This window comes from Helicobacter pylori, assembly GCF_014496965.1.
GTDB lineage: Bacteria > Campylobacterota > Campylobacteria > Campylobacterales > Helicobacteraceae > Helicobacter > Helicobacter pylori_CZ.
In genome coordinates this window covers 1-22474 of record NZ_JACTCR010000018.1, presented here as the reverse complement: position 1 = coordinate 22474, position 22474 = coordinate 1, and the positions used below count along the sequence as shown (strand labels likewise).

The 22474-nt window shown below is 40.2% G+C and carries 21 protein-coding genes; 6 read left to right on the top strand and 15 right to left on the bottom strand.

Annotated features, from left to right (window positions below; all coding sequences use genetic code 11):
- Positions 1-56: 56 nt before the first annotated feature.
- The 11 genes from H7O61_RS06630 to H7O61_RS06580 are packed head-to-tail and all read right to left on the bottom strand — an operon-like array spanning position 57 to position 8674.
- Positions 57-1193, bottom strand: coding sequence for a DNA type IV secretion system protein ComB10 (locus H7O61_RS06630; protein ID WP_187875506.1), 1137 nt, complete (start codon positions 1191-1193; stop codon positions 57-59).
- A complete protein-coding gene (locus tag H7O61_RS06625) occupies positions 1186-2172 on the bottom strand; it encodes a TrbG/VirB9 family P-type conjugative transfer protein (protein ID WP_001930038.1) in 987 nt (328 codons plus the stop codon). Before H7O61_RS06625 ends, H7O61_RS06630 begins: the two co-directional genes overlap by 8 nt.
- Entirely contained in the window at positions 2172-2915 is a 744-nt protein-coding gene (locus tag H7O61_RS06620; protein ID WP_187875505.1) for a VirB8 family type IV secretion system protein, read from the bottom strand. Before H7O61_RS06620 ends, H7O61_RS06625 begins: the two co-directional genes overlap by 1 nt.
- On the bottom strand, positions 2912-3025 hold the full coding sequence (locus tag H7O61_RS06615; RefSeq protein WP_001217877.1) for a hypothetical protein: 114 nt from the start codon (positions 3023-3025) through the stop codon (positions 2912-2914). The genes H7O61_RS06620 and H7O61_RS06615 overlap by 4 nt, the downstream gene beginning before the upstream one ends.
- Positions 3026-3040: 15 nt before the next feature.
- Positions 3041-4096, bottom strand: a complete 1056-nt coding sequence (locus H7O61_RS06610; RefSeq protein WP_187875513.1) for a type IV secretion system protein — start codon at positions 4094-4096, stop codon at positions 3041-3043.
- A gap of 7 nt (positions 4097-4103) precedes the next feature.
- The gene (locus H7O61_RS06605) at positions 4104-5108 is read right to left on the bottom strand and encodes a PDZ domain-containing protein (protein ID WP_187875514.1); all 1005 of its coding nucleotides are present in this window, start codon (positions 5106-5108) and stop codon (positions 4104-4106) included.
- Complete coding sequence (locus tag H7O61_RS06600; RefSeq protein WP_000347926.1) at positions 5108-5410, bottom strand: YbaB/EbfC family nucleoid-associated protein; 303 nt, start codon at positions 5408-5410, stop codon at positions 5108-5110. The genes H7O61_RS06605 and H7O61_RS06600 overlap by 1 nt, the downstream gene beginning before the upstream one ends.
- Positions 5411-5412: 2 nt before the next feature.
- A complete protein-coding gene (gene panD / locus H7O61_RS06595; RefSeq protein ID WP_000142241.1) occupies positions 5413-5766 on the bottom strand; it encodes an aspartate 1-decarboxylase in 354 nt (117 codons plus the stop codon).
- A complete protein-coding gene (locus H7O61_RS06590) occupies positions 5756-7984 on the bottom strand; it encodes an AAA family ATPase (protein ID WP_187875504.1) in 2229 nt (742 codons plus the stop codon). Before H7O61_RS06590 ends, panD begins: the two co-directional genes overlap by 11 nt.
- Positions 7984-8259 (bottom strand): ATP-dependent Clp protease adaptor ClpS, encoded by a 276-nt coding sequence (locus H7O61_RS06585; protein WP_000781794.1) that lies wholly within the window; start codon positions 8257-8259, stop codon positions 7984-7986. The genes H7O61_RS06590 and H7O61_RS06585 overlap by 1 nt, the downstream gene beginning before the upstream one ends.
- Position 8260: 1 nt before the next feature.
- Positions 8261-8674, bottom strand: a complete 414-nt coding sequence (locus H7O61_RS06580) for a universal stress protein (protein WP_001023005.1) — start codon at positions 8672-8674, stop codon at positions 8261-8263.
- Between the two features lie 108 nt (positions 8675-8782).
- Here H7O61_RS06580 and H7O61_RS06575 point away from each other — a divergent pair, with 108 nt between their 5' ends.
- A complete protein-coding gene (locus H7O61_RS06575; RefSeq protein WP_187875503.1) occupies positions 8783-10546 on the top strand; it encodes a hypothetical protein in 1764 nt (587 codons plus the stop codon).
- Positions 10547-10549: 3 nt separating this feature from the next.
- Complete coding sequence (bioD, locus tag H7O61_RS06570; RefSeq protein WP_079342780.1) at positions 10550-11206, top strand: dethiobiotin synthase; 657 nt, start codon at positions 10550-10552, stop codon at positions 11204-11206.
- On the opposite strand, the gene H7O61_RS06565 is transcribed toward bioD, so the two are convergent.
- Positions 11183-11710 (bottom strand): DUF1523 family protein, encoded by a 528-nt coding sequence (locus tag H7O61_RS06565; RefSeq protein ID WP_187875502.1) that lies wholly within the window; start codon positions 11708-11710, stop codon positions 11183-11185. The genes bioD and H7O61_RS06565 overlap by 24 nt on opposite strands.
- A gap of 68 nt (positions 11711-11778) precedes the next feature.
- Entirely contained in the window at positions 11779-13056 is a 1278-nt protein-coding gene (icd, locus tag H7O61_RS06560; protein ID WP_000323998.1) for an isocitrate dehydrogenase (NADP(+)), read from the bottom strand.
- Positions 13057-13256: 200 nt separating this feature from the next.
- Here icd and H7O61_RS06555 point away from each other — a divergent pair, with 200 nt between their 5' ends.
- From H7O61_RS06555 to lpxE, 4 genes are all read left to right on the top strand, one after another.
- Positions 13257-14537 carry a citrate synthase gene (locus H7O61_RS06555; protein WP_187875501.1) on the top strand — a complete coding sequence of 427 codons (1281 nt, stop codon included), beginning with the start codon at positions 13257-13259 and terminating at the stop codon, positions 14535-14537.
- A 661-nt stretch (positions 14538-15198) separates the two neighbouring features.
- Complete coding sequence (gene sabA, locus H7O61_RS06550; protein WP_187875500.1) at positions 15199-17271, top strand: Hop family adhesin SabA/HopD; 2073 nt, start codon at positions 15199-15201, stop codon at positions 17269-17271.
- Between the two features lie 686 nt (positions 17272-17957).
- Entirely contained in the window at positions 17958-19472 is a 1515-nt protein-coding gene (gene eptA, locus H7O61_RS06545; protein WP_414736111.1) for a phosphoethanolamine--lipid A transferase EptA, read from the top strand.
- Positions 19473-19482: 10 nt separating this feature from the next.
- Positions 19483-20055, top strand: a complete 573-nt coding sequence (gene lpxE / locus H7O61_RS06540; RefSeq protein ID WP_000713907.1) for a lipid A 1-phosphatase LpxE — start codon at positions 19483-19485, stop codon at positions 20053-20055.
- 18 nt (positions 20056-20073) lie between these two features.
- Here lpxE and nspC read toward each other — a convergent pair whose 3' ends face one another.
- Together nspC and cheV1 are read right to left on the bottom strand one after the other, a co-directional pair.
- Positions 20074-21291 carry a carboxynorspermidine decarboxylase gene (gene nspC / locus H7O61_RS06535; RefSeq protein WP_187875498.1) on the bottom strand — a complete coding sequence of 406 codons (1218 nt, stop codon included), beginning with the start codon at positions 21289-21291 and terminating at the stop codon, positions 20074-20076.
- Complete coding sequence (gene cheV1 / locus H7O61_RS06530) at positions 21288-22253, bottom strand: chemotaxis protein CheV1 (protein ID WP_187875497.1); 966 nt, start codon at positions 22251-22253, stop codon at positions 21288-21290. The genes nspC and cheV1 overlap by 4 nt, the downstream gene beginning before the upstream one ends.
- Positions 22254-22474: the final 221 nt, after the last annotated feature.

The window sequence follows — 22474 nt, the reverse complement described above, 5'->3', positions numbered from 1 at the left end:
AGGCTCTCTTTTGTTTTTTAGGGTTATTATAGCGTTTTTAATTGGGCATTTTTGAGTCACTTCAAAAACTCAGCGATGACTTCATTCTCTCTGGGTATAGGGAAGAAGATGTCAGTATTGGGCGAAATGAAGACCCTACTCCCCTCTCTAATCACCACAATGGGGGCGATCTTGCTTTTGTCTCTTAAAATTTGATTGACCACTTGATTGATCCCCATGCCGCTTTGCCTCATCAATTGCAATAAAAGGTAATCCCCAAAGAAATTAGTCACCTCTTCTTTATTGCCTCTATTGTTTAAAGCCGAAGTGATCCCAATCAATAAGCCGTTAGTGAGCGTAGAAAGCAGTAACGGCACGCCATAGCGTTGGAAATTCCTTTCAATCAATTCCCCCACTAAGCCGTTATAGCCTTTAATGTCCGCCCCTTTAGCGTTAGTGAGCATGATATTAATGCCATGGGGAGTGATGATGCGACTCCATACAATATCCAAGCGGTATTCGCCCATTTTGTTATTGTTGCTGTAATAGCCTATGACTTTAGAGCCTTTAGGGATTAAGACGGCTTTGCCCATGTGAGCGAAAATATCGCTTTCCACTTGCGCAATCACTTTACCAGCGATCTGGCTAGAAATGGGCGTGATCAAAAAAGCGGGTATCATTTTATCGGCTGTAATGGTGCGTAAAAGCTTGTTTTCATTAGTGGCGATGTCTTTTTCTTTAAGATTAGTGAAACCATCAATGCCATTAGGGTTATCCACAGGGAAAATCAGGTTCTCTTCGTAATTTTTAGGGCTTTGTTTGAAAGGGGTGATGCGAGCGGCTAGTAAATCTAATTGTTTTGGAGAAAAGTCTTTTTTAGGAGGGGTTGTGTTTGTTTTTAAATCTATGGGAGGGCTCTTAAAAGTTTCTTCTTTAGAAGAGTTCATTTCTTTGGAGTTTAGGGCTTTTAAGGCGGCTTTTAGCTGTTCTTGTAAGGCTTTGATGGTAGCGTCTTTAGAGCTTTCTGTGTTAGTTGGCTGTGGGTTTTGAGTGAAGGTGTAGTCTTGTAAGGGGTATTTCACCTCATCGTCATTCAAAAGATTGGGTTGGTTATTTGAGGGAGCTTTTGGCTTTTGGTGGTAGATTAAAGAAAAGGTTATAATCGTTGCAAAACCCCCTACAAAAACAACCGCCCCTTTAATCCACTTATTCACCTTTGCTCCTTTTGACAAAACGGATACACAGATAGTCCTTACCCAGCCTTAAAGTCCATTTAGCCGAAACGTCTTCAGCGATAATGTAATCGCCCACAATCCTTGTATTCACCGGGTTATCATAGCCATCAACGACCTTATAAATCACCGGGAATTTAGAGAGCGCTAATCTTTTGTCAAATTTGAAATAAGTGAATTGTTTGTCGTTAAAAATTTCTTCAGGCATTAAGGAGAGTTTGGATTTTTTAGAACAAGCCCATAAACAATACCATTTCCTTTGAGAGCTTTTTAAAGCCTTATAGCCTTTTTGGATGTCTTTTTTAATAATTTTCATCGCATTGGTGTTATCGCCAATAATTATCACCTCTTCTTCTTTTTCTTTAGTTTCTTCTTTTTCTTCTTTTAGGGGCTTATTATTTTTTGGGGCATCTTTAGGGGCATTTTCAGCCATATTTTCTTGATTTTCTTTTTGGGGCTTGATAAAAGCGTTAGTGTAATAGTTTTTATCTTCTATAAAAACCTGTAAATTAGGGTGTTTGGAGCTGGTGAAAGTGGTAGAAAACACATAGAAAGAAAAAATCTTACCCTCGCTATCAATCACGCTGATATTGGAATCCACGCCAATTTGTAAAGGCTTGATGAGTAAAATGCGATCATTGCTTTCTAAAATTTTCGCATCAAAACCCACCTTATCCCCCAAAACAAAATCGCTAATGGGTTTTGAAAAAAACAATAAGGTCGCCATCGCATAACGCAAGCGGATTTTATAAGTTTGCCCTTGAAAGTAATCAATGTTCAAAGTGTTGGACATTTTGGAGCGGTTTTTGTCAAAAAAGCTCCCTTGAATGGCGTTTAAATCCTGCATGGGGTGGTTTAAATGCGCCGGGGCTGTTTCGTTCACTTCTTCTAAAAAATCATCGGCTTTTAAAGCACTAAAAACCAACAAAAAGCCCACAAAACCCCATAAAACCTTACGCATCAATCATTCCTATTAATCGGTGCGATTTCAGTGATGCTGTAGCGAGTGATTTTAAAGCCGGTAGGGTTTTTAGGCATGGAAGCGTAATCAAAATCCGGGGTGTCAAACAAATAACTCAGCACGATTTTATAACGCTTTTCATACACCAGTTTGTTTTCGTTCATGAGTTTAGCTGCAATAGAGACGCTCGCAATGGGGTTATTGTCTTGCTGATAGATCGCAATATTGACGATATGGACTTCTCTTTCCAAATGGCTTTGCACATAAATGCTGTTTTGCGTTTTGATCAAATCTTCAAAGCGTTGCCACACTTTAGAACTGCTTTGCAAGCGCACCAATTCATAGCGCGATTTATCGTCAATGCGATTAATGCTCTCTCGGTTTAACACATACGCCCCAATGAGCGAACGAGCCAACGCTTCATTACTGGAAATGCTTTTATCCGCTCTTTGGATAATGGCGTAATGCTTGTCCTGGTTTAAAAAATCCACGAAATGGTGTTCGGTTTTTTGTAAGGGTAAAACACTGATTAACACGATCGCTAAGATAAGAGCGATAAAACTCATCAAGCCTAAGAGTTTATAAGCGATTTTCAAGCGGTTCCTCTCCAGTCTAAACACGCTTTGCATGTCCAAATCGTTCACCGAAAAACCAGAAAGCTTGCTCTCTAAATGCTTTTCTTGGTGGCTTAAAAGCTCTTCTAAATAGATCAACTGCTCGCTATTGAAAGGCTTTTCTTTCATGCGAGATTTAACCTGTTTTCATACAAGGTGCAAGGGCTTTTCTTCATCTCATGCACCTTACTGGTGCAACCAAACAACACAAGTCCCATAATAACAAAAAAAATCCTCATTAAATTCCTATTTATTTAAATTTCATTTTTTGTATCTATTGTATCCTTTTTAACCTTTTTTTGCTTGAAATTTGGAATTTTTACATCTAATTGAGTGGTTTCTACCTTGAATGTGGGGGAATGCGTTTCCTTTTCTTTAGAGACGCTTCCGCTTGTAGAAGGAGAAACGCTAGAGGGAGCGGGCGAGATCGTGGTATATTGTAAAGATTGCAAAGCGCTTTGAGTGAGGTTAGCGCTCAAATTGGTGGCGAGTTTGTAAGTTTCTTTGAGGCTGTTTTGCACCCTAAACAAAGCGTTGATGAAAAAAGGCACGCCTATGATAAAAACGCAACACAAAAATAACGCCACCACCAATAAAAGGCTTAAGTCTTGTTTTTCTTGCATGCTAGCGTCCATTAAGGCCTTAGTAACCGACACGTTCAAAAACCCCACCAACAACAAAAAAGGCTTGTAAAACCCAAGAGCGAAGCATTTTTTTAGGCACGCAACCACAATGCTCCTCCAGGTTTTAAAAAACCCAAACGCTAAAAACAGCACCCCCAAAGAGCACCACACATGCACTTCTAAATACACTAAAATGATGATCGCAAACAGCACGCTCAAAAAAAGCCCTTGCAAAATGCTTAAAAAAAGCCACACAGACATTTCGTTATGGCTCAAATCGCTGATGAAGCTAAGGGCATAAAAACCATGATTGAAGATAAAATCTAAAGAAAGCGCGTGGTTAGAAAAGTTACTCAAGCTTTGAGAAAGGCTTTGAGTGATCATGTTAGGCGCAATAAAAATAGCGTTTTGAAACAATTCATAAAAATGCATGGGATTTTTTAAAGCGTAGTTGAAAAGCGCAAAAAACCCCACAAATAATAACGCCTCTAAAAGCGCGCTAGCGCTGAAGAAATTCTGTTCCTTCAAGCTCCTATAAGCAAAGAGCATGAACGCCAAAGCAACCACGCTATTAAACACCAATTGCGCATGCAAAGTGTAGAGGAAAAATTCAGCGAAACGCCCTAAAATCGCCGTGAGAGGCGTGATAAACCAAGAAAGAATGATTTCATAAGCGTCATTTTTCATCAATGTTTCAACGGACTTTAATGTAAAATTCAAAGCCTTTACGCCAAACTAATAATTCAATTTTAGGTGTGCTTAACGCTTCTCTTAAAGCCTTCGGGTTGAACGAAACGCTTTTATGATTCACCCATAAAATCCTATCCCCAAGCTTTAAAAAATCTAGGCCTTTGGGCAAATGAGCGCCTATTTTAGTGATAATAAAACGCTCGTCTAAAGCGATGCCATAGCGCTCTAAAAAAGTGTCTTTGAGCAAAAACCCTCCATAACGCTTATTGACTTTGAGCGTTACTTCTTTGATTTTGTGGTTTCGTTTGATTTTCACTTTGGCAAGGCTTTGGTATTTAAGATTGCTCACCACCCATTCAAACTCCGCTAATGAGCGGATCTTGTAATCATTGATCGCTAGGATTTCATCGTTTTTTAAAAAAGGGTTTTTAGGGAAAAAGGGATCGAATTGCGCTACCACTAAACGCTTATCATCTTCTTTTAAACGCACCCCAATATCCCCATAATAAGGCTCTTTTTGGTTTAAAAAGCGCTTGATAAATTTCGTTTCTATAAAGCCGTTCCCCCCTACCCCTAGCCCTAACATTTGATAGCAAATATTGCTGATAACGCCATTTTTTTGAATCTTTTGCGAAATTTGAGCGTAGCGATCATAGCCTTTTTGCTTGAAAAGCAACCGCACTTCTAGGGCTTCTTTATCCCCTATACTGGCCATTGGCCTTATCAGGGCGTCTTTGTCTAAATCCCTTAACGTATAAACATACTCGCTTGGCGCGCTTTGTAACAAATACAACCCTACAAAAGGATCGGATTTGATGACTTTAGCGTGTTTAGGGTAAGTTTTAGAATAATACAAATACACGCCTTTAGGCAATTCCTTTAAAGCCACGCCCCCTTTTTGAAGGCTCGCTTTTTTAAAAAAAACCTGACAATGCTTGAAATCATAAGCCCCTAAGCCATTCAAAAAAAACCATAGAACGATAAAGGTAACAAGGGCTTTGTGAAACATCACAATTTAGCGAAATTCCCCAACATGTTAAAGGCTAAATTCTTTCGGTTTTCTTCTACGGCTTTATACCCGTCATTCAAAGCGCTCATCAAATAGATTTGCATCGCTTCTTTATCTTCTAACAGGCTGTCATCAATTTGCAAATCCACCAACTCCCCCAACCCATTAAAACTCACGCTCACCATTCCCCCACCGCTTTTGGAAGTGTGGATCGTGTCTTTATTCTTTTCTTCTAGTTGGGAAAACTCTTTTTTCATGCCATCTAATAATCCGCTTAACCCGCCCAATTGACTAAAATCCATCTCTAACCCTTTTCTAAAATTTCGTTTTTTTCATCCACTAGCACGATGTTTGGCTTGTGCGTATTGATTTCATCTTCATCCATGCTCGCATAAGCTAAAATGATCACCACATCGCCTATGGCCACCTTTCTGGCTGCTGCGCCATTGACGCAAATTTCGCCCCTTTTTTTCCCTAAAATCACATAGGTGCTGAAGCGTTCGCCGTTATTGACATCCACGATTTCCACTTTCATGCCCTCTCTAAGCTTAGCGAGCTTGGCTAAATCCTCATCTATGGTGATCGAGCCTATATAGTTGAGATTAGCGTCCGTGATAGTCGCCCTATGGATTTTACTATAAAGCATTTCAAAAGTCATTTTCTTTCACCTTTTGCGTGCGCTTGATTTCTTTTAGAACCAATTGGTTTTTTTCCAATAAGCAAGCGATCTTACAAGGTTTTTTAAACGATTGTAAGAGCAGTATATCGCTTAATTGGGTTTTGATTTCATTATGAATGATTTTTTTAATTTCTCTCGCTCCTAAAGTCGTTTGGTAGCTTTTTTGCGCAATACATTTCACAACTTCTTTATGGAATTTTAAGATCACGCCTTGCTCTAGCACTAGGGCTTTTAATTTGTCTAATTCCACAGAAACAATGCGTTCAAAATCCTCCAAACTGAGCGCGTTAAACGGCACGATCGCATCAATTCTGGATCGCAATTCAGGGGTTAAAAGCTCTTTAACGGCTTTATCATACTTGGCGTTTTTAGTGCTAAAAAACCCCAGCGTGTCCTTATCCTTACTCCCCACATTTGAAGTCATAATCAAAATCACATGCTTAAAACTCGCCTTGTTGCCTAAATTATCGCTCAAAGTGGCGTTATCCATCACTTGTAACAACAAATCATACACATTAGGGTGGGCCTTTTCTATCTCATCTAAAAGCAGCAAACAATGCGGGTGCTTTTTAATCGCATTCACCAATAACCCCCCTTGCTCAAACCCCACATAACCGCTAGGACTCCCGATGAGCTTTGCCACGCTATGGGCTTCTTTGTATTCGCTCATGTCAAAGCGTTCAAAATGCAAATTCAAATTCAAGGCCAATTCTTTAGCCAATTCTGTTTTCCCCACCCCACTAGGCCCCACGAATAAAAAGCTCCCCACAGGCTTATTTTTTGCAGAAAGCCCGCAATGCTGGATCTTGATCGCATTACTGACAAGGTTGATCGCTTCGGTTTGAGCAAAAATCTTATTTTTTAGCGATTTTTCCAAATTCCTTAAAAGGGCTTTTTTATCGCTGTTTAAACGCATTTTAGGGATTTTAAGCTTTAGAGCGAGCGTTTCTTGCACGTCATCAACGCTGATTTTTTTGCCTTTTTTAGGGTTGATCTTTTTCCTTGATCCCACCTCATCTAGCAATTCAATCGCCTTATCCGGCAAGAATTTATCATGCATGTAATAACTCGTCAAATCCACGCACGCCTTAAACACGCTTTCATTATAACGCACCTGGTGGTGTTCTTCATAAAGGGGGGCAATATTCTTTAAAATCAAGTAACACGCTTCCTTAGAAGGCTCTTCAACATTCACTATAGAAAAGCGCCTGTTGAAAGCCTTGTCTTTTTCAAACACGCTACGGTATTCTTCAAAAGTGGTCGCCCCCAAACATTTCAAGCTCCCATCCGTTAAAACCGGTTTTAACATATTCGCCGCATCCAAGCTCCCAGCGTTACTGCTCCCTGCACCTAAAAGGGTGTGGATTTCATCAATGAATAAAATGATACGGCCGTTTTGTTGGATCTCTTTGAGCGTTTTTTTCAAGCGCTTTTCAAAATCCCCTCTGTATTTTGCCCCAGCCACCATTAAAGCCAAATCCAAAGAATAAACCTCATATTCTTGCAAAAATTCCGGCACTTCTTTTTGAGCGATTTTTAAAGCCAAAGCTTCAGCGATGGAAGTTTTCCCCACGCCCGCTTCGCCAATTAAAAGCGGGTTGTTCTTTTTCCTGCGCCCTAAAATTTCTATGACTCTTAAAATCTCTTCTTCTCTGCCAATGACTGGATCTAAAGCGTTATTTTGGGCTAAAGCGCTCAAGTTTTTAGTGTATTTTTTTAGGGGAGTGCTTTTGGGCGCTTCTTCATTATTAATGTCATTATCATTAATATCATTAGGGTTATCAAAATCCAATAAAGCGGACTTGAAATACGAACGAGTGATGCCAAAACTATCCAGGAGTTTTGAAGCGTAACAATCATCGTATTCTAAAATGAAAATAAGCAATTCTTCCACGCCCACGCTATCCAAGTAACTCGCATACATTTTTTTAAACACTCTTGCTAATACGGGACTCCTGTCTGGTATTTTGGCTGGATCGTTTTTTAAAGGAATGTATTGTTGCAAGTAGTCTTTAAGGATTTGCTCCATTTTATGGTAGTTATCTTCTTCTAAAGCATTAAAAATCCTTATTCCAATCCCATGCTCTAAAATGGCTAACAGCACATGCTCTGTGGTGCAAAGGACATGGTTAAAATCTAGGGCTAAATCTAAAGCATGAGATAAAACTTCATTCAAATCTTTATTGAATTTGTCCATTATTTTACCTCTTGCACCATTAATCTTAAAGGGAATTTTAACGCTCTGGCTTTATCCCTCACGCATACCGCCTTATATATGGCGATTTCATAAGGATAAACGCCACAAACCCCATCGCCATCACGATGGATGCTTAGCATGAGTTTTTGAGCTTCTTCTAAAGGCTTGTCAAAAAAATCCCTTAAAGCAGAAACCATAAATTCCGCTGTCGTAATGGAGTCATTAAGCATGATCACTTGCGACATGGTGGGGGTGGGTATTTGATGCATTTTCATGCTACTTAGCGATCACAACAGGGATACTGGATTGCTCAACGAGACTATTTTGGTGCGAAATGAACAAACGATACAATAAATTGGACTCGCTCGCCCCGATCAATAACAGATCATAATCCTTAGCCATATCCAAGACCACATCAATCAAATCACCGCTTTTTAAAACGCTCTCGCACTCTATATTTTCTTTTTTGAAAGCGTCTTCAAATTGCTTTAACAAAGCCTTAGCCTTTTCTTCTTCTAAGGCTTCTGTTTGGCCATAATCCATCATCCCGCTTTCGCTATAAATAAACACTTCCATGCTCACATGCAATAGAGTGAAACGGACCTCTTTAAGCGAATGGGCTAATTTGACAGCGAATTTAATAGCATTATAACATTCTTGCGTGTCGCTAATCCCAAATAAAATATTCATAAGAACCAACCTTAAATGAAGTTTTGGTATTATACCAAATAAACCCTAATGACCCGCTGAAAGCTCAAAGATAAAGCGCTACAATCTCGCTTAGAGAAAGGACACAAAATGCTATTGAATTACGATTTTTTAGAATTGGTTGATGAGCCACATAATAGAAGCAATTCATTGACAGCATCTATTGATAAGGCGTTAGCGGACAAGAAATTAGCTAGACAAAATAAACCTAGCGTTAGGGTGCTTGGTAAGGCAATGCCCTTAAGCAAGTTTTTAGATGCTGTTGGCGATGAAATCTCACGACTTAAATATGATATGAGCCACAAAACGATTAAAGGCTCTACAATTGAGAGTTCTAATCTTATCAGCATTTATAAAAAGATTGCGAGCGGACTACCTTTTGGGACTATCTCGGCGTTTAGACCTTTTAAAGACGCTTTTTATAAAGACTTTACCGAAAAAGAACAAAACGCTCTAATCTATGCTTATAAGAGCGGAGCAGACCCTAAAAATGCGGACATAATAGCTCAATATTGGTTAAGTCAATCTGTGGATTTAGACCCATACGACCCTATTAAAGTTGTAGATTTCTTTCACCCACAACCTGAAAATGGTAAAGAAACCACAAAATTTAAAAATTACAAAGATATGATTGAGAACATTTATGCGACACTCTATAACAAATTAGGCAATTTTTATGTGGATAAATTTTTTAAGAAAAACGCCACAATGAGAGACCTTATGTCTAGTGATAAATTTGTTGAGAGGTATCGCTACACTAGAAAAGAAAATATGGCAAGGACACAACAGCTAAAAGACATATTGAATATTGATAGAGACTTCATTGGTTACATTGAAGTGTTAGGATATTGGAAAGACAACCCTAAAGACAATACTTTACCAGACAAAGAGGTTAGCTTTTTTGTATTCCAAAACGAGCCTAGTAGCACATTTGATTTGAAAAACCACTTATTGATATGGGGCAAACAATTCAGACAAGCAGCGATTTGCTATGGCGGACAAATGCTTGCTAATAAGAATAAGACTTATAGGATAGATTTGATAAGCTCTAGCCCTAATAGTTTTGGTAAGGTATGGGCTAAATTCACAGGGATTAAATTTTCAGTTCCTAGCGACTTACCACAAGCTCTTACACGCATAAATGACAGCGTTTATACTTTTCTCTCCAAGTATAAAGGGGGTCTCGGTATCAATAAAATCGTTAAGACAGAATTAAAAGCGACTTGTATGCCCTATGATTACTCTAAATTAGGGATAGGGACTATTGGCGAGGAGATTAGAGGTAATATTAAAGCATTACAGAAAATCACTCGTGGTTATGGACACCCTAAAGAGTTCTTTTTAGACGCAATGATAGAAAGACAAGAAAATGCGATTAAACGCATAGAAGCACAAAAATGTGCGGTAAGCGATGATTACCGACAAGGTATGAGACGAAATATTCAAGTGAGTAAAATAGTTAAAGCTTTAAGACAAGGTAAAAAAGTGAGTAGGACATTATTAGCTAAAGTGCTTGCTAACACCATTGACACCGATGCAGGGTATTGCTTTATCTCAGATTTAGCGACACAACTTGGTAACATCAGCCCTAGACTATCTAAAAGCATCGTTACCGCCATAGAGCAAGCAGAGGGCGTTAGACTGAATTATGCGTTGATTGACAAGGTTACCTATAACTCGCTCCACAATATCTTAAGTTTCATTTTTGATATTGATAACCCCTTAAGCGACCAAGCGTTTGAGAGACTAGTCATTGAAGTCCCAAGAGAAGCACTTAAAAATGTGAAGTTACCACAAATCAAAAATGTATTGACTTCTCAAATCTTTGATGGCGCTTATCAGTTTAAAAGTTAAACCATGCTTTTTATCAGCGCGACTAACACGAATGCCGGAAAAACCACATGCGCTAGACTATTAGCCCAATATTGCAACGCTTGTGGCGTTAAAACGATTCTATTAAAGCCCATTGAAACGGGCGTTAATGACGCCATTAACCACTTTAGCGATGCGCACCTATTCTTACAGGATAACCGCCTTTTGGATCGCTCTTTAACCTTAAAAGACGTTTCATTCTATCGTTATCATAAAGCTTCAGCCCCCCTCATCGCCCAACAAGAAGAAAACCAAAACGCCCCCATTGACACCAATCATTTAACCCAACGCCTTCACAATTTCACCAAAACTTACGATTTAGTCATCGTTGAAGGGGCTGGGGGGTTATGCGTGCCTATCACTTTAGGAGAAAACATGTTGGATTTGGCCCTAAAATTAAAAGCCAAAATGCTTTTGATTAGCCATGATAATTTGGGCTTGATCAATGATTGTTTGCTGAATGACTTTTTATTGAAATCCCACCAACTAGATTATAAAATCGCTATCAATTTAAGAGAGAACAACACCGCTTTTTACAGCGTGAGCTTGCCCTATATTGAGCTTTTTAATAAATGCTCCAATAACCCCATTGTGATTTTCCAACAAAGCCTAAAAGAATTAATGAGCTTTGCCCTTAAATAAAGTGCAAACAGAACGCGCGCTGATAAAAAAGCCCACTAGTAGCAAGGCGTATAAAATCCAGCTAAAAACGGGTTTTGACATCTCAGCGCTCTCTTTTAAGGGCTTTAAAAAAATCACATTAGGGAACATGTTAAACAAATTGATCCGCCAGCCATAGTATTGCACTTCCACTTGCTGGTTGACTAAACTTTGAGCGAGGGCTGAAATATCAGCCGAATTAAACTTAAAATAAAAAGGGAAGCCAAAGCGCGTGTCTTCGTTACGATAGACGGTCACGCTTTTTTGATCCTTAGGGTCGTAAGTTTGCACAAAATAGACATCTCTGGCAAGGGTTTTTACTTCCTTATTATTGGGCGTGTTTTCATTTTCATTCATTCTTTTAACTTCCACCCCACTAATAACAGCCACGCTATAATGGGGCATGCAATAGCTCACTAAAAGCATGAGCGCTAAAAAGATCGCTGTTAAAATGAATAAAACCACATTACGCACAAATTTTATCAACTTTATTCCTTAATGATAGTATTAGCCTAATAATCGCATTCAAACACCAGAGCTTAAAAAACGCTCTTTCACATGTTTTCAATCATCACGCTAGCGAATTCAGAGCATTTGACTTCTTTAGCCCCATCCATCAAACGAGCGAAATCATAAGTTACTTTCTTGCTCTTAATCGCTTTTTCCATAGCAGAAACGATCAAATCAGCCGCTTCCACCCAGCCCATATGCCTTAACATCATTTCCGCGCTCAAAATAATAGACCCCGGATTGACTTTATCCAGCCCGGCGTATTTAGGAGCGGTGCCATGGGTGGCTTCAAACATGCCCACTGTGTCATTAAGATTAGCCCCAGGAGCGATACCAATGCCCCCCACCATCGCCGCTAACGCATCAGAGATATAATCCCCGTTCAAATTCATGGTCGCAATGACGCTGTATTCGCTAGGGCGTAAGAGGATTTGTTGCAAGAACGCGTCAGCGATCATGTCTTTAATGATGATTTCTTTACCGGTTTTAGGGTTTTTCAAAGAACACCATGGGCCTTTATCAATGACTTGAGCGTTAAATTCTTTTTGAGCGAGTGCATAGCCCCATTTCATGAACGCCCCCTCAGTGTATTTCATGATGTTACCTTTATGCACAAAAGTCACGCTTGGCTTGTCGTTATCAATCGCGTATTCAATCGCCTTTCTCACTAGCCTCTCTGTGCCTTCTTTGCTGATGGGTTTTATCCCTACGCCACTGCTTTCAGGGAAGCGGATTTTTTTAACCTTTAATTCATTTTGTAAAAAATGGATGAGTTTTTTCGCTTCTGCGCTGCCTTCTTGCCATTCAATGCCCGCATAAATGTCTTCAGAATTTTCTCTAAAAATCACCATATCCACTTTTTGTGGCTCTTTAACCGGGCTTGGACTCCCATACCACCTTACCGGCCTCAAGCACACATACAGATCCATTTTTTGGCGTAACGCTACATTCAAAGATCTAAACCCTTCACCAATAGGCGTGGTCAAAGGCCCTTTAATAGAGACTTTATAATGATTAATCGCTTCAATAGTGTCCGGTAGTAACCATTGCTCTTCGGGGCTTAATTCCTTGTGATCTTTAAATTTTTGATAGCATTTTTCGCCCACAAACACCTCATACCATGCGATTTTTTTCTCGCCTTTATACGCTTTTTGAACCGCGCTATCCACCACTTTAATCATCGCCGGGGTAATGTCTGATCCAATGCCATCGCCCTCAATGAAAGGGATAATGGGGTAATTTGGCACATGCAATTTGTTGTCTTTAATCGTAATTTCTTCGCCCTCTTTAGGTTTTTGTAAAATTTTAGGGTTGTAAGCCATTGTTTATCCTTTTTCTAAAGTTTGAGTAACTATACTAGCGCAAAAATACTATATAACCCTTAAAAATCTTTTTTTGAATGCGTGTTTAAAAGTAGCGGTTAGGAATAACTTGAAATAAAACGAAATGTTTTTAAAAGAAATCATTTAATTTTTTGGCTTATAATTAGGGTTGAATGCTATCAAAACTTAAGGAAATCACAATGTCTGTTACTTTAATCAATAATGAAAATAATGAACGCTATGAATTTGAGACGATTGAATGCACTCGTGGACCTAAAGCGGTGGATTTTTCCAAGCTTTTTGAAACGACCGGGTTTTTTTCTTACGATCCAGGGTATTCTTCTACCGCCGGGTGCCAATCTAAAATCAGCTATATCAATGGCAAAAAAGGCGAATTGTATTACAGAGGGCATAGAATAGAGGATTTAGTCGCCAAATACAAATATGTAGATGTGTGCAGGCTATTACTCACAGGGGAATTACCCAAAAATCAAGATGAAAGCTTGGAATTTGAATTGGAATTGCGCCACAGAAGCTTTGTGCATGAGAGCTTATTAAACATGTTTTCAGCCTTCCCTAGTAACGCCCACCCTATGGCGAAACTCTCTAGTGGCGTGTCTATCTTATCCACCCTTTATTCCACGCACCAAAACATGCACACTGAAGAAGATTACCAGACTATGGCTAGAAGGATTGTCGCTAAAATCCCCACGCTTGCGGCTATTTGCTATCGTAATGAAGTGGGAGCGCCCATCATTCATCCGGACATCGCGCGCTCTTATGTGGAAAATATCCTTTTCATGCTGAGAGGTTACCCTTATAGTCGCTTAAAACACACCACTCAAGGCGAAGTGGAGATCACGCCCCTAGAAGTGGAAGCCTTTGATAAAATCCTAACTTTGCACGCTGATCATGGGCAAAACGCCTCTTCTACCACGGTAAGGAATGTCGCTAGCACCGGCGTGCATCCTTATGCCGCCATTAGCGCTGGCATTAGCGCTTTATGGGGGCATTTGCATGGCGGGGCGAATGAAAAAGTCCTTTTACAATTAGAAGAAATCGGCGATGTGAAAAACGTGGATAAATACATCGCACGAGTGAAAGACAAAAACGATAATTTCAAACTCATGGGCTTTGGGCATAGGGTGTATAAAAGCTACGATCCGCGCGCTAAAATCTTAAAAGGCTTGAAAGACGAACTGCACCAAAAAGGCGTTAAAATGGATGAGAGGTTGAGCGAAATCGCTGCGAAAGTGGAAGAAATCGCGCTAAAAGACGAGTATTTCATTGAAAGGAATCTCTACCCCAATGTGGATTTTTACTCCGGCACCATTTTAAGGGCTTTAAAAATCCCGGTGCGTTTTTTTACGCCGGTGTTTGTCATTGGCAGAACCGTGGGCTGGTGCGCTCAACTATTAGAGCATGTCAAAAGCCCGCAAGCTAGGATCACGCGCCCAAGACAAGTCTATGTAGGGGATTAAATTAATATTAGGCTAGGCTTTGTTTTAATAAAGCGTTGATGATAGTTTTAAGAAACGCTCAAAGCCTTTTTAAAAGAGCAAGGAACTCATTTAAAAGAATGAGGAACTCGCACCAAGCTTTTTGAATAACCGCATGCGAACGCCCCAAAACTCAAGGATAAACCCACTTTTACAAGCAAACCCTAAGTCTTTTGGGCTTAGGGAACGCTCTTAGAAATTAGCGTTTCATTGAAACCACCACTTTTTAAAGAAACCCTTGAGTTTTTGAGGGAAATGATCGCAAAACCTTTTTATCTCCTTAAGAAAATCATTATTACAACAAAATTTACAACAAATCTAAAGAAAAAATCCTTTTTACAACAAATCTCAAACAACCACACCAAAAACAACCCAAGTTAAAAACCCCTTTTTTTACCACTACCCCTATTAAACAACCTCATTTCTTTTAAAATGACCTTTATTGGTTTAATATTTGTTTAGAAACGCTACAAAAACCTTTTTTTTTTTTTTTTTTGAAGGGGCAAAAACGCCCAATTAATGTCAAAATCCCATTAATTTATACTATATTAACGAAAGCTTGCGCTATGGTCTTACTTAAAGACACACTTCCGCAAGATTTACGGATAAAATCAATCTTATTTCAAAAAGTAAAGGAGAAAACATGAAGAAAAAATTTCTGTCATTAACCTTAGGTTCGCTTTTAGTTTCCGCTTTAAGCGCTGAAGACAACGGCTTTTTTGTAAGCGCCGGCTATCAAATCGGCGAATCCGCTCAAATGGTGAAAAACACTAAAGGCATTCAAGATCTTTCAGATAGTTATGAGAGACTGAACAATCTTTTAACGAATTATAGCGTCCTAAACACTCTCATCAGGCAGTCCGCCGACCCCAACGCTATCAATAGCGCAAGGGGCAATTTGAACGCTAGCGCGAAGAATTTAATCAATGATAAAAAGAATTCCCCGGCGTATCAAGCCGTGCTTTTAGCCTTGAATGCGGCAGCGGGGTTGTGGCAAGTCATGAGCTATGCGATCAGCCCTTGTGGCCCTGGCAAAGACAGCAGCAAAAATGGGGGCGTTCAAACCTTTGAAAACACACCAACAAATCAATGGGGAGGGACTACCATTACTTGTGGCACTACTAATTATGAACCAGGACCATACAGCATTTTATCCACTGAAAATTACGCGAAAATCAATAAAGCTTATCAGATCATCCAAAAGGCTTTTGGAACAAGCGGGCAAGATATTCCTGCTTTAAGCGACACCAACACAGAACTCAAATTCACAATCAACAAAAAAAATGGGGACAATAATAACAATAATAATGGAGAAGAAATTGTTACAAAAAATAACGCTCAAGTTCTTTTAGAACAAGCTAGCACCATTATAACTACCCTTAATAGCGCATGCCCATGGATCAATAATGGTGGTGCAGGTGGTGCGAGTAGTGGTAGTTTATGGGAAGGAATATATTTGAAAGGCGATGGGAGCGCGTGCGGGATTTTTAAAAATGAAATCAGTGCGATTCAAGACATGATCAAAAACGCTGCAATAGCCGTAGAGCAATCCAAGATCGTTGCTGCAAACGCGCAAAACCAGCACAACCTGGACACCGGGAAGACATTCAACCCCTATAAAGACGCCAACTTTGCCCAAAGCATGTTCGCTAACGCCAAAGCGCAAGCGGAGATTTTAAACCGCGCCCAAGCAGTAGTGAAGGACTTTGAAAGAATCCCTGCAGCGTTCGTGAAAGACTCTTTAGGGGTGTGTCATGAAGTGCAAAATGGCCATCTCCGTGGCACGCCATCTGGCACGGTTACTTCTAACACTTGGGGAGCCGGTTGCGCGTATGTGGGAGAGACCTTAACGAGTCTAAAAGACAGCATCGCTCATTTTGGAAACCAAGCCGAGCAAATCCATAACGCGCGAAATCTCGCCTACACTTTAGCGAATTTCAGCGGCCAGTATAAAAAGCTAGGCGAACACTATGACAGCATCACAGCAGCGCTCTCAAGCTTGCCTGATGCGCAATCTTTACAAAATGTGGTGAGCAAAAAGACTAACCCTAATAGCCCGCAAGGCATACAGGACAACTACTATATTGACTCCAATATCCATTCTCAAGTGCAATCCAGGAGCCAAGAACTCGGCAGTAACCCTTTCAGACGCGCCGGTTTAATCGCCGCTTCTACCACCAATAACGGCGCGATGAATGGGATCGGCTTTCAAGTGGGCTATAAGCAATTCTTTGGGAAAAACAAACGATGGGGCGCGAGATACTACGGCTTTGTGGATTACAACCACACCTATAACAAATCCCAATTTTTCAACTCCGATTCTGATGTTTGGACTTATGGCGTGGGGAGCGATTTGTTAGTGAATTTCATCAACGATAAAGCCACCAAACACAATAAGATTTCTTTTGGCGCGTTTGGCGGTATCCAACTAGCCGGGACTTCATGGCTTAATTCTCAGTATGTGAATTTGGCGAATGTGAACAATTACTATAAGGCTAAAATCAACACGGCGAATTTCCAATTCTTATTCAATCTGGGCTTAAGGACCAATCTCGCCAGAAATAAGAGAAGAGGCGCTGAACATAGCGCGCAACATGGCATGGAATTAGGCGTGAAGATCCCCACGATCAACACGAATTACTATTCTTTGCTAGGCACTACCTTGCAATACAGAAGGCTTTATAGCGTGTATTTGAACTATGTGTTCGCTTACTAAAAGCTTAAAACTCCCTTTTTAAACTCCCTTTTTTAAGGGGGTTTTTTTGAACCCTTTGTTTTTTGGGGGGTTTAATCTTTTTTCACTGACTTCTCACTCGCTTTTTAACTTTTCATAAAGCTTTTATTTTTCTAAACTTTTTTAATTTTTTCCACCAAACAAAGTTTTTTGACTTCAAGCGTTAATCATAAAAAACACTCAAAGGCGTTTTTTACAATCTAAATAAAAATCAGCGTTATTCAAGCGATCCTTTTTATAACCCAATGCAAACGCCCCAAAGTCAAGGACAAACCCGCTTCACATAAGGAAACCCCTAAGCTTTTTAGGCTTAGGGAACGCTCTTATAAATTAGCGTTTCATTAAAACCACCACTTTAAGCCCAAAAAAAGTGAACTCAAGGTATAATAGTTTCCAAGAGCGTTTGCCACTTTTACGCTTCATGGCATGCTCCTTATTTGGATTTGCCCCATATTGCGACTATGGGGCGTGATGAAACCCTACAACAAACGCACTGTAAAACTCTTAAATGCAACCACCCTAACAAAAGCGCTTCTCTAGTCTTAAAATAAACCATAAAATCCCCATACCTACGATATAATCCTAAGATTGATTGATTTTAAGGGGCGTGTTTGACATTACCATTTCATCTAAAATTTTTAAAGCCCCTGAGTTGTCTGCAAGCCGGTCTGCTTTATAGCCTTATTTTTGGCGTTTTATACCATTTCCCTTTGTTCGCTTATGTTTATAAAGAAAGCAACCAGGTTAGTTTTATAGCCATGATGGTTGTGGTGCTTTTTTGCGTTAATGGCGCTCTTTTTTTGGCGTTAGGCTTGATCTCTGCTTCTTTGATGCGTTGGAGCGCGATAGTTTTTAGTTGGCTCAATTCTGTCGCTTTCTATTTCATTAGCGCTTATAAGGTGTTTTTAAATAAGAGCATGATGGGTAATGTCTTAAACACCAACACGCATGAAGTTTTAGGCTTTTTGAGCGTTAAATTATTCCTTTTTATCGTTGTTTTTGGGGTGTTACCCGGCTATATCATTTATAAAATCCCCATCAAAAATTCTTCTAAAAAAGCGCCCTTTTTAGCGATCTTAGCGTTAGTGTTTATTTTTATCGCTAGCGCTTTAGCTAACGCTAAAAATTGGCTGTGGTTTGACAAGCATGCGAAATTCATAGGGGGCTTAATTTTGCCCTTTGCTTATAGCGTGAACGCTTTTAGAGTGAGCGCTCTTAAATTTTTCGCCCCCACTATCAAGCCGCTCCCTCTCTTTTCACCCAACCATTCTCATTCGTTTGTGGTGCTAGTCATTGGCGAAAGTGCTAGGAAGCGCAATTACGCCCTTTATGGCTATCAAAAACCCACCACCCCAAGACTAAGCAAACGCTTAGAAAATCACGAACTCACTCTTTTTAACGCCACTTCTTGCGCCACTTACACGACAGCGAGTTTGGAATGCATTTTAGATTCTTCTTTTAAAAACAGCTTGGGCGTTTATGAAAACTTGCCCACTTACTTGACTAAAGCCGGTATCAAAGTCTTTTGGTATAGCGCGAATGACGGCGAAAAGAACGTTAAGGTTACCAGCTATCTTAAAAACTATGAATTGATTCAAAAATGCCCCAATTGCGAAGCGATCGCCCCTTATGATGAATCCTTACTCTATAATTTGCTTGATCTTTTAAAAGAACGCTCTAACGAAAATGTCTTACTCATCTTACACCTTGCCGGCTCGCATGGCCCCAACTATGACAACAAAGTGCCTTTAAATTTTAGGGCGTTTAAGCCTTATTGCTCAAGCGCTGATCTGTCTTCTTGCTCCAAAGAAAGCCTGATTAACGCCTATGACAACACCATTTTTTACAACGACTATCTGTTAGACAAAATCATTAGCATGCTTGAAAACGCCAAACAGCCCGCCTTAATGATCTATTTGAGCGATCATGGCGAAAGCTTGGGCGAAGAAGCGTTCTATTTGCATGGCATTCCTAAAAGCATCGCCCCTAAAGAGCAATACGAGATCCCCTTTATCGTTTATGCCAATGATCTTTTTAAAAAGGAGCATTCCATTATCCAAACCCAAACCCCCATTAATCAAAATGTGATTTTCCATAGCGTTTTAGGGGTGTTTGAAGATTTTAAAAACCCTAGCGTTGTTTATCGCCCTTCTTTAGATCTGCTTAAACACAAAAAAGAGTAAAATAACACTCATGAAAAAATTCTTATTTAAACAAAAATTTTGTGAAAGCCTACCCAAAAGCTTTTCTAAAACTTTGTTAGCGCTCAGTTTGGGTTTGATTTTACTAGGCATTTTTGCACCTTTCCCTAAAGTCCCTAAACAGCCTAGCGTGCCTTTGGTGTTTCATTTCACCGAGCATTACGCGCGCTTTATCCCTACGATTTTATCTGTGGCGATTCCCTTGATCCAAAGAGATGCGATAGGGCTTTTTCAAGTCGCTAACGCTTCTATCGCTACAACTTTTCTCACGCATGCCACCAAAAGAGCCTTAAACCATGTAACGATCAATGATCAGCGTTTGGGCGAGCGCCCTTATGGGGGTAATTTCAACATGCCAAGCGGGCATTCGTCTATGGTGGGTTTGGCGGTGGCGTTTTTAATGCGCCGTTATTCTTTTAAAAAATACTTGTGGCTCTTGCCCCTAATCCCTTTAACCATGCTCGCTCGCATTTATTTAGACATGCACACCATTGGCGCGGTGTTGGCCGGGCTTGGCGTTGGAATGTTGTGCGTAAGCCTTTTTACAAGCCCCAAAAAGCCTTAAAAGCTCTAATCAAAGGTCTTAATTCCTGTTTTTATAATCTTCATAAGAAAAATTTTTAAGGATTTTAAACCCTTGTTGATCCAGTTTGGCTAGGCTTGGGAGTGGCACGCCATTAAACGAGTTGTTTTTGACAATCGTATAGTGGAGCATGTCTTGAAACACGATTTTATCGCCCCTTTTTAAAGGCGCTTCAAAGCTAAAACTCCCCATAAAATCCCCCGCCAAACAAGTAGGGCCGCCCAAAAAGTAAGAAAACGCCCCTTGATTTTCGCCCTTTTCAACCTCAATAATCTCTTCATCATTTTCTACGGAGATTTTAAAAATACTAGGGCGATAAGGCATTTCCAAGCAATCGGGCATGTGGGCGCTAAAAGAAGCGTCTAAAATCGCAATTTCTTGATCGTTTTTAACGATGTCTATCACACTTGCGATTAAAAACCCGCATTGCCACCCTATGGCTTCCCCAGGCTCTAAAACCACTTCTATATCATGATAACGCTCTTTAAAATCCTTAATCGTTTGGATGAGCAAATTCACATCATAATCGCTCCTAGTGATGTGATGCCCCCCACCAAAATTCACCCACGCCATATTTTCTAAATAGGGCTTGAAGTGCCTTTCTACATGCTCTAAAGTCCGGCACAAAGCGTCAGCGTTTTGCTCGCAATGCGTATGAAAATGCAACCCGCTCACCCCCTCTAACCCATGCTCTTTAACCCCCTTTTCAAACTCGCTAGGCGTAATCCCCAACCGGCTCACTTTAGAGCATGGGTTATAAATGGCTGGGGTTACTTCGCTGTAGAGTGGGTTGATCCTCAAACCCATTTTAATGGGGCTTAAGCCCAAGTTTTCTAATTGCTTGTTTTTATCTAAAATCCTGTCTTTATAGGTAGCGTATTGGTAAAAAGAGTTAAAAATAATGCTTGTCGCTAGGGGTAAGATCGCATTCATTTCAGCCTCTTTGAAAGCCGGGCTATAAACGCAAATTTCCTTCTGGCTCTCTCGCCCCCCAAATTCTTCAAAAGCGAGCTTAGCCTCATAAAGACCGCTCCCGCAACACCCGTTCAATTTTTGCCTCAAAATCCCAAACTCACGCCAAAACGCATACCCCTTTAAAGCGAGCAAGACCTTTGCCCCGCTTTGTTGGCGCACGATTTCTAAAATCTTGGCGTTTTTTTCTAAGCGTTCGCTCTCTAACACATAGCAAGGGGTGGGGATAGCGCTGTATTTTTTCATGCTGATTCCAAAAATTGCTTAACCACTCGCTGGATGTCTTTGGGGTTAGACTTGGAGATGAAATCATCGGCCTTTAAACTCCTGGCCATGTCTTCATTAGAACTGCCACTCATAGAAGAATTGACCACGATGGGGATTTTTGAAGTCAAAGGATTGTTTTTAACCTGCTTGATCACTTCAAAACCGCTCGCTTCTGGCATTTCTAAATCGGTAATGATAAGGCCAATGCTGCTCACATCGGTTGTGGGGTTGAATAAATGCTCTAATAAGGTTTTACCATTGATGAAATCTATATGCTTGACGCCTAGTTTGTCTAAAATCATTTGCATGGTTTTTAAAACGCTTGGGGAGTCATCAGCAAGCAAAACGCATTGGTTAGAATGGATTTTAGAGAGCGTTTCTAAATCGCTGTGTTTTTCATCTTCAATCCAAGGGAACACATCTATAAGCATTTTTTCAATATCCACCACTTGCACCAAGCGCCCGTCAAAATAGCGCGTGCGGCTCACGAGTTTGTTATTCCCAGCAGATCCCCCTAGCCCAGCGCTTTGCTCCATTTCAGTCCATTTCTTGCTCAAAATCCTATCCGCTTCATAGATCCTAACCCCTATGGTCCAGCGAGAAAACTCACAAATCATAACAATATCGTCTTCGCCCTTGTCTTTTTCTATCCTATAAGGGCGTAAATCCTTGTTTTTGTTTTGGCTGTCATAATAAAACCATTTTTTCATATCAATCAAGGGAATGGTGAGCTCTCTTATAATGATTAACCCCTCAACGAGCGAATTGTTTTCGTGGCTAATGATGGTGAGATTGCCATGGTATTTCACCACTTCACGGATCTTAAAAACATTGACCGCATACAAATCCTTGTTTTTACCCAGCCTGAAACACAACAATTGCAACTCATTATTTTTATGCAAACTCGTAACTTGATCAATGCTTGCTAAACTATCAGCCATGACTTCCCCTTAATTTAGGTTTTCGTATCGTTCTATAATTATATCGTGTTTGTGTTTAATGCCAACGACACTTAAAAACTATCTTTGGGGTTTTGTGAATTACCCAACCGCTAAAGCGATTGGGCTTTTTCTTGCTTCATAGCTCCATAACTAGCTAGATCTAATATGTTGCCATATTGAGAACTAACCCCGTTAGAGGAAGCTCCACAAGCTTTGATACG

What these genes read in the sequence shown, in the direction of transcription:
- H7O61_RS06555 (WP_187875501.1), top strand. Translation starts at nt 13,257, where the DNA reads ATGTCTGTTACTTTAATCAATAATGAAAATAATGAACGCTATGAATTT.
- H7O61_RS06620 (WP_187875505.1), bottom strand. Translation starts at nt 2,915, where the DNA reads ATGAAAGAAAAGCCTTTCAATAGCGAGCAGTTGATCTATTTAGAAGAG.
- icd (WP_000323998.1), bottom strand. Translation starts at nt 13,056, where the DNA reads ATGGCTTACAACCCTAAAATTTTACAAAAACCTAAAGAGGGCGAAGAA.
- sabA (WP_187875500.1), top strand. Translation starts at nt 15,199, where the DNA reads ATGAAGAAAAAATTTCTGTCATTAACCTTAGGTTCGCTTTTAGTTTCC.
- panD (WP_000142241.1), bottom strand. Translation starts at nt 5,766, where the DNA reads ATGACTTTTGAAATGCTTTATAGTAAAATCCATAGGGCGACTATCACG.
- H7O61_RS06580 (WP_001023005.1), bottom strand. Translation starts at nt 8,674, where the DNA reads ATGAATATTTTATTTGGGATTAGCGACACGCAAGAATGTTATAATGCT.
- H7O61_RS06600 (WP_000347926.1), bottom strand. Translation starts at nt 5,410, where the DNA reads ATGGATTTTAGTCAATTGGGCGGGTTAAGCGGATTATTAGATGGCATG.
- cheV1 (WP_187875497.1), bottom strand. Translation starts at nt 22,253, where the DNA reads ATGGCTGATAGTTTAGCAAGCATTGATCAAGTTACGAGTTTGCATAAA.
- H7O61_RS06590 (WP_187875504.1), bottom strand. Translation starts at nt 7,984, where the DNA reads ATGGACAAATTCAATAAAGATTTGAATGAAGTTTTATCTCATGCTTTA.
- bioD (WP_079342780.1), top strand. Translation starts at nt 10,550, where the DNA reads ATGCTTTTTATCAGCGCGACTAACACGAATGCCGGAAAAACCACATGC.
- H7O61_RS06575 (WP_187875503.1), top strand. Translation starts at nt 8,783, where the DNA reads ATGCTATTGAATTACGATTTTTTAGAATTGGTTGATGAGCCACATAAT.
- H7O61_RS06585 (WP_000781794.1), bottom strand. Translation starts at nt 8,259, where the DNA reads ATGAAAATGCATCAAATACCCACCCCCACCATGTCGCAAGTGATCATG.
- nspC (WP_187875498.1), bottom strand. Translation starts at nt 21,291, where the DNA reads ATGAAAAAATACAGCGCTATCCCCACCCCTTGCTATGTGTTAGAGAGC.
- H7O61_RS06615 (WP_001217877.1), bottom strand. Translation starts at nt 3,025, where the DNA reads ATGAGGATTTTTTTTGTTATTATGGGACTTGTGTTGTTTGGTTGCACC.
- H7O61_RS06625 (WP_001930038.1), bottom strand. Translation starts at nt 2,172, where the DNA reads ATGCGTAAGGTTTTATGGGGTTTTGTGGGCTTTTTGTTGGTTTTTAGT.
- lpxE (WP_000713907.1), top strand. Translation starts at nt 19,483, where the DNA reads ATGAAAAAATTCTTATTTAAACAAAAATTTTGTGAAAGCCTACCCAAA.
- H7O61_RS06605 (WP_187875514.1), bottom strand. Translation starts at nt 5,108, where the DNA reads ATGTTTCACAAAGCCCTTGTTACCTTTATCGTTCTATGGTTTTTTTTG.
- H7O61_RS06610 (WP_187875513.1), bottom strand. Translation starts at nt 4,096, where the DNA reads ATGAAAAATGACGCTTATGAAATCATTCTTTCTTGGTTTATCACGCCT.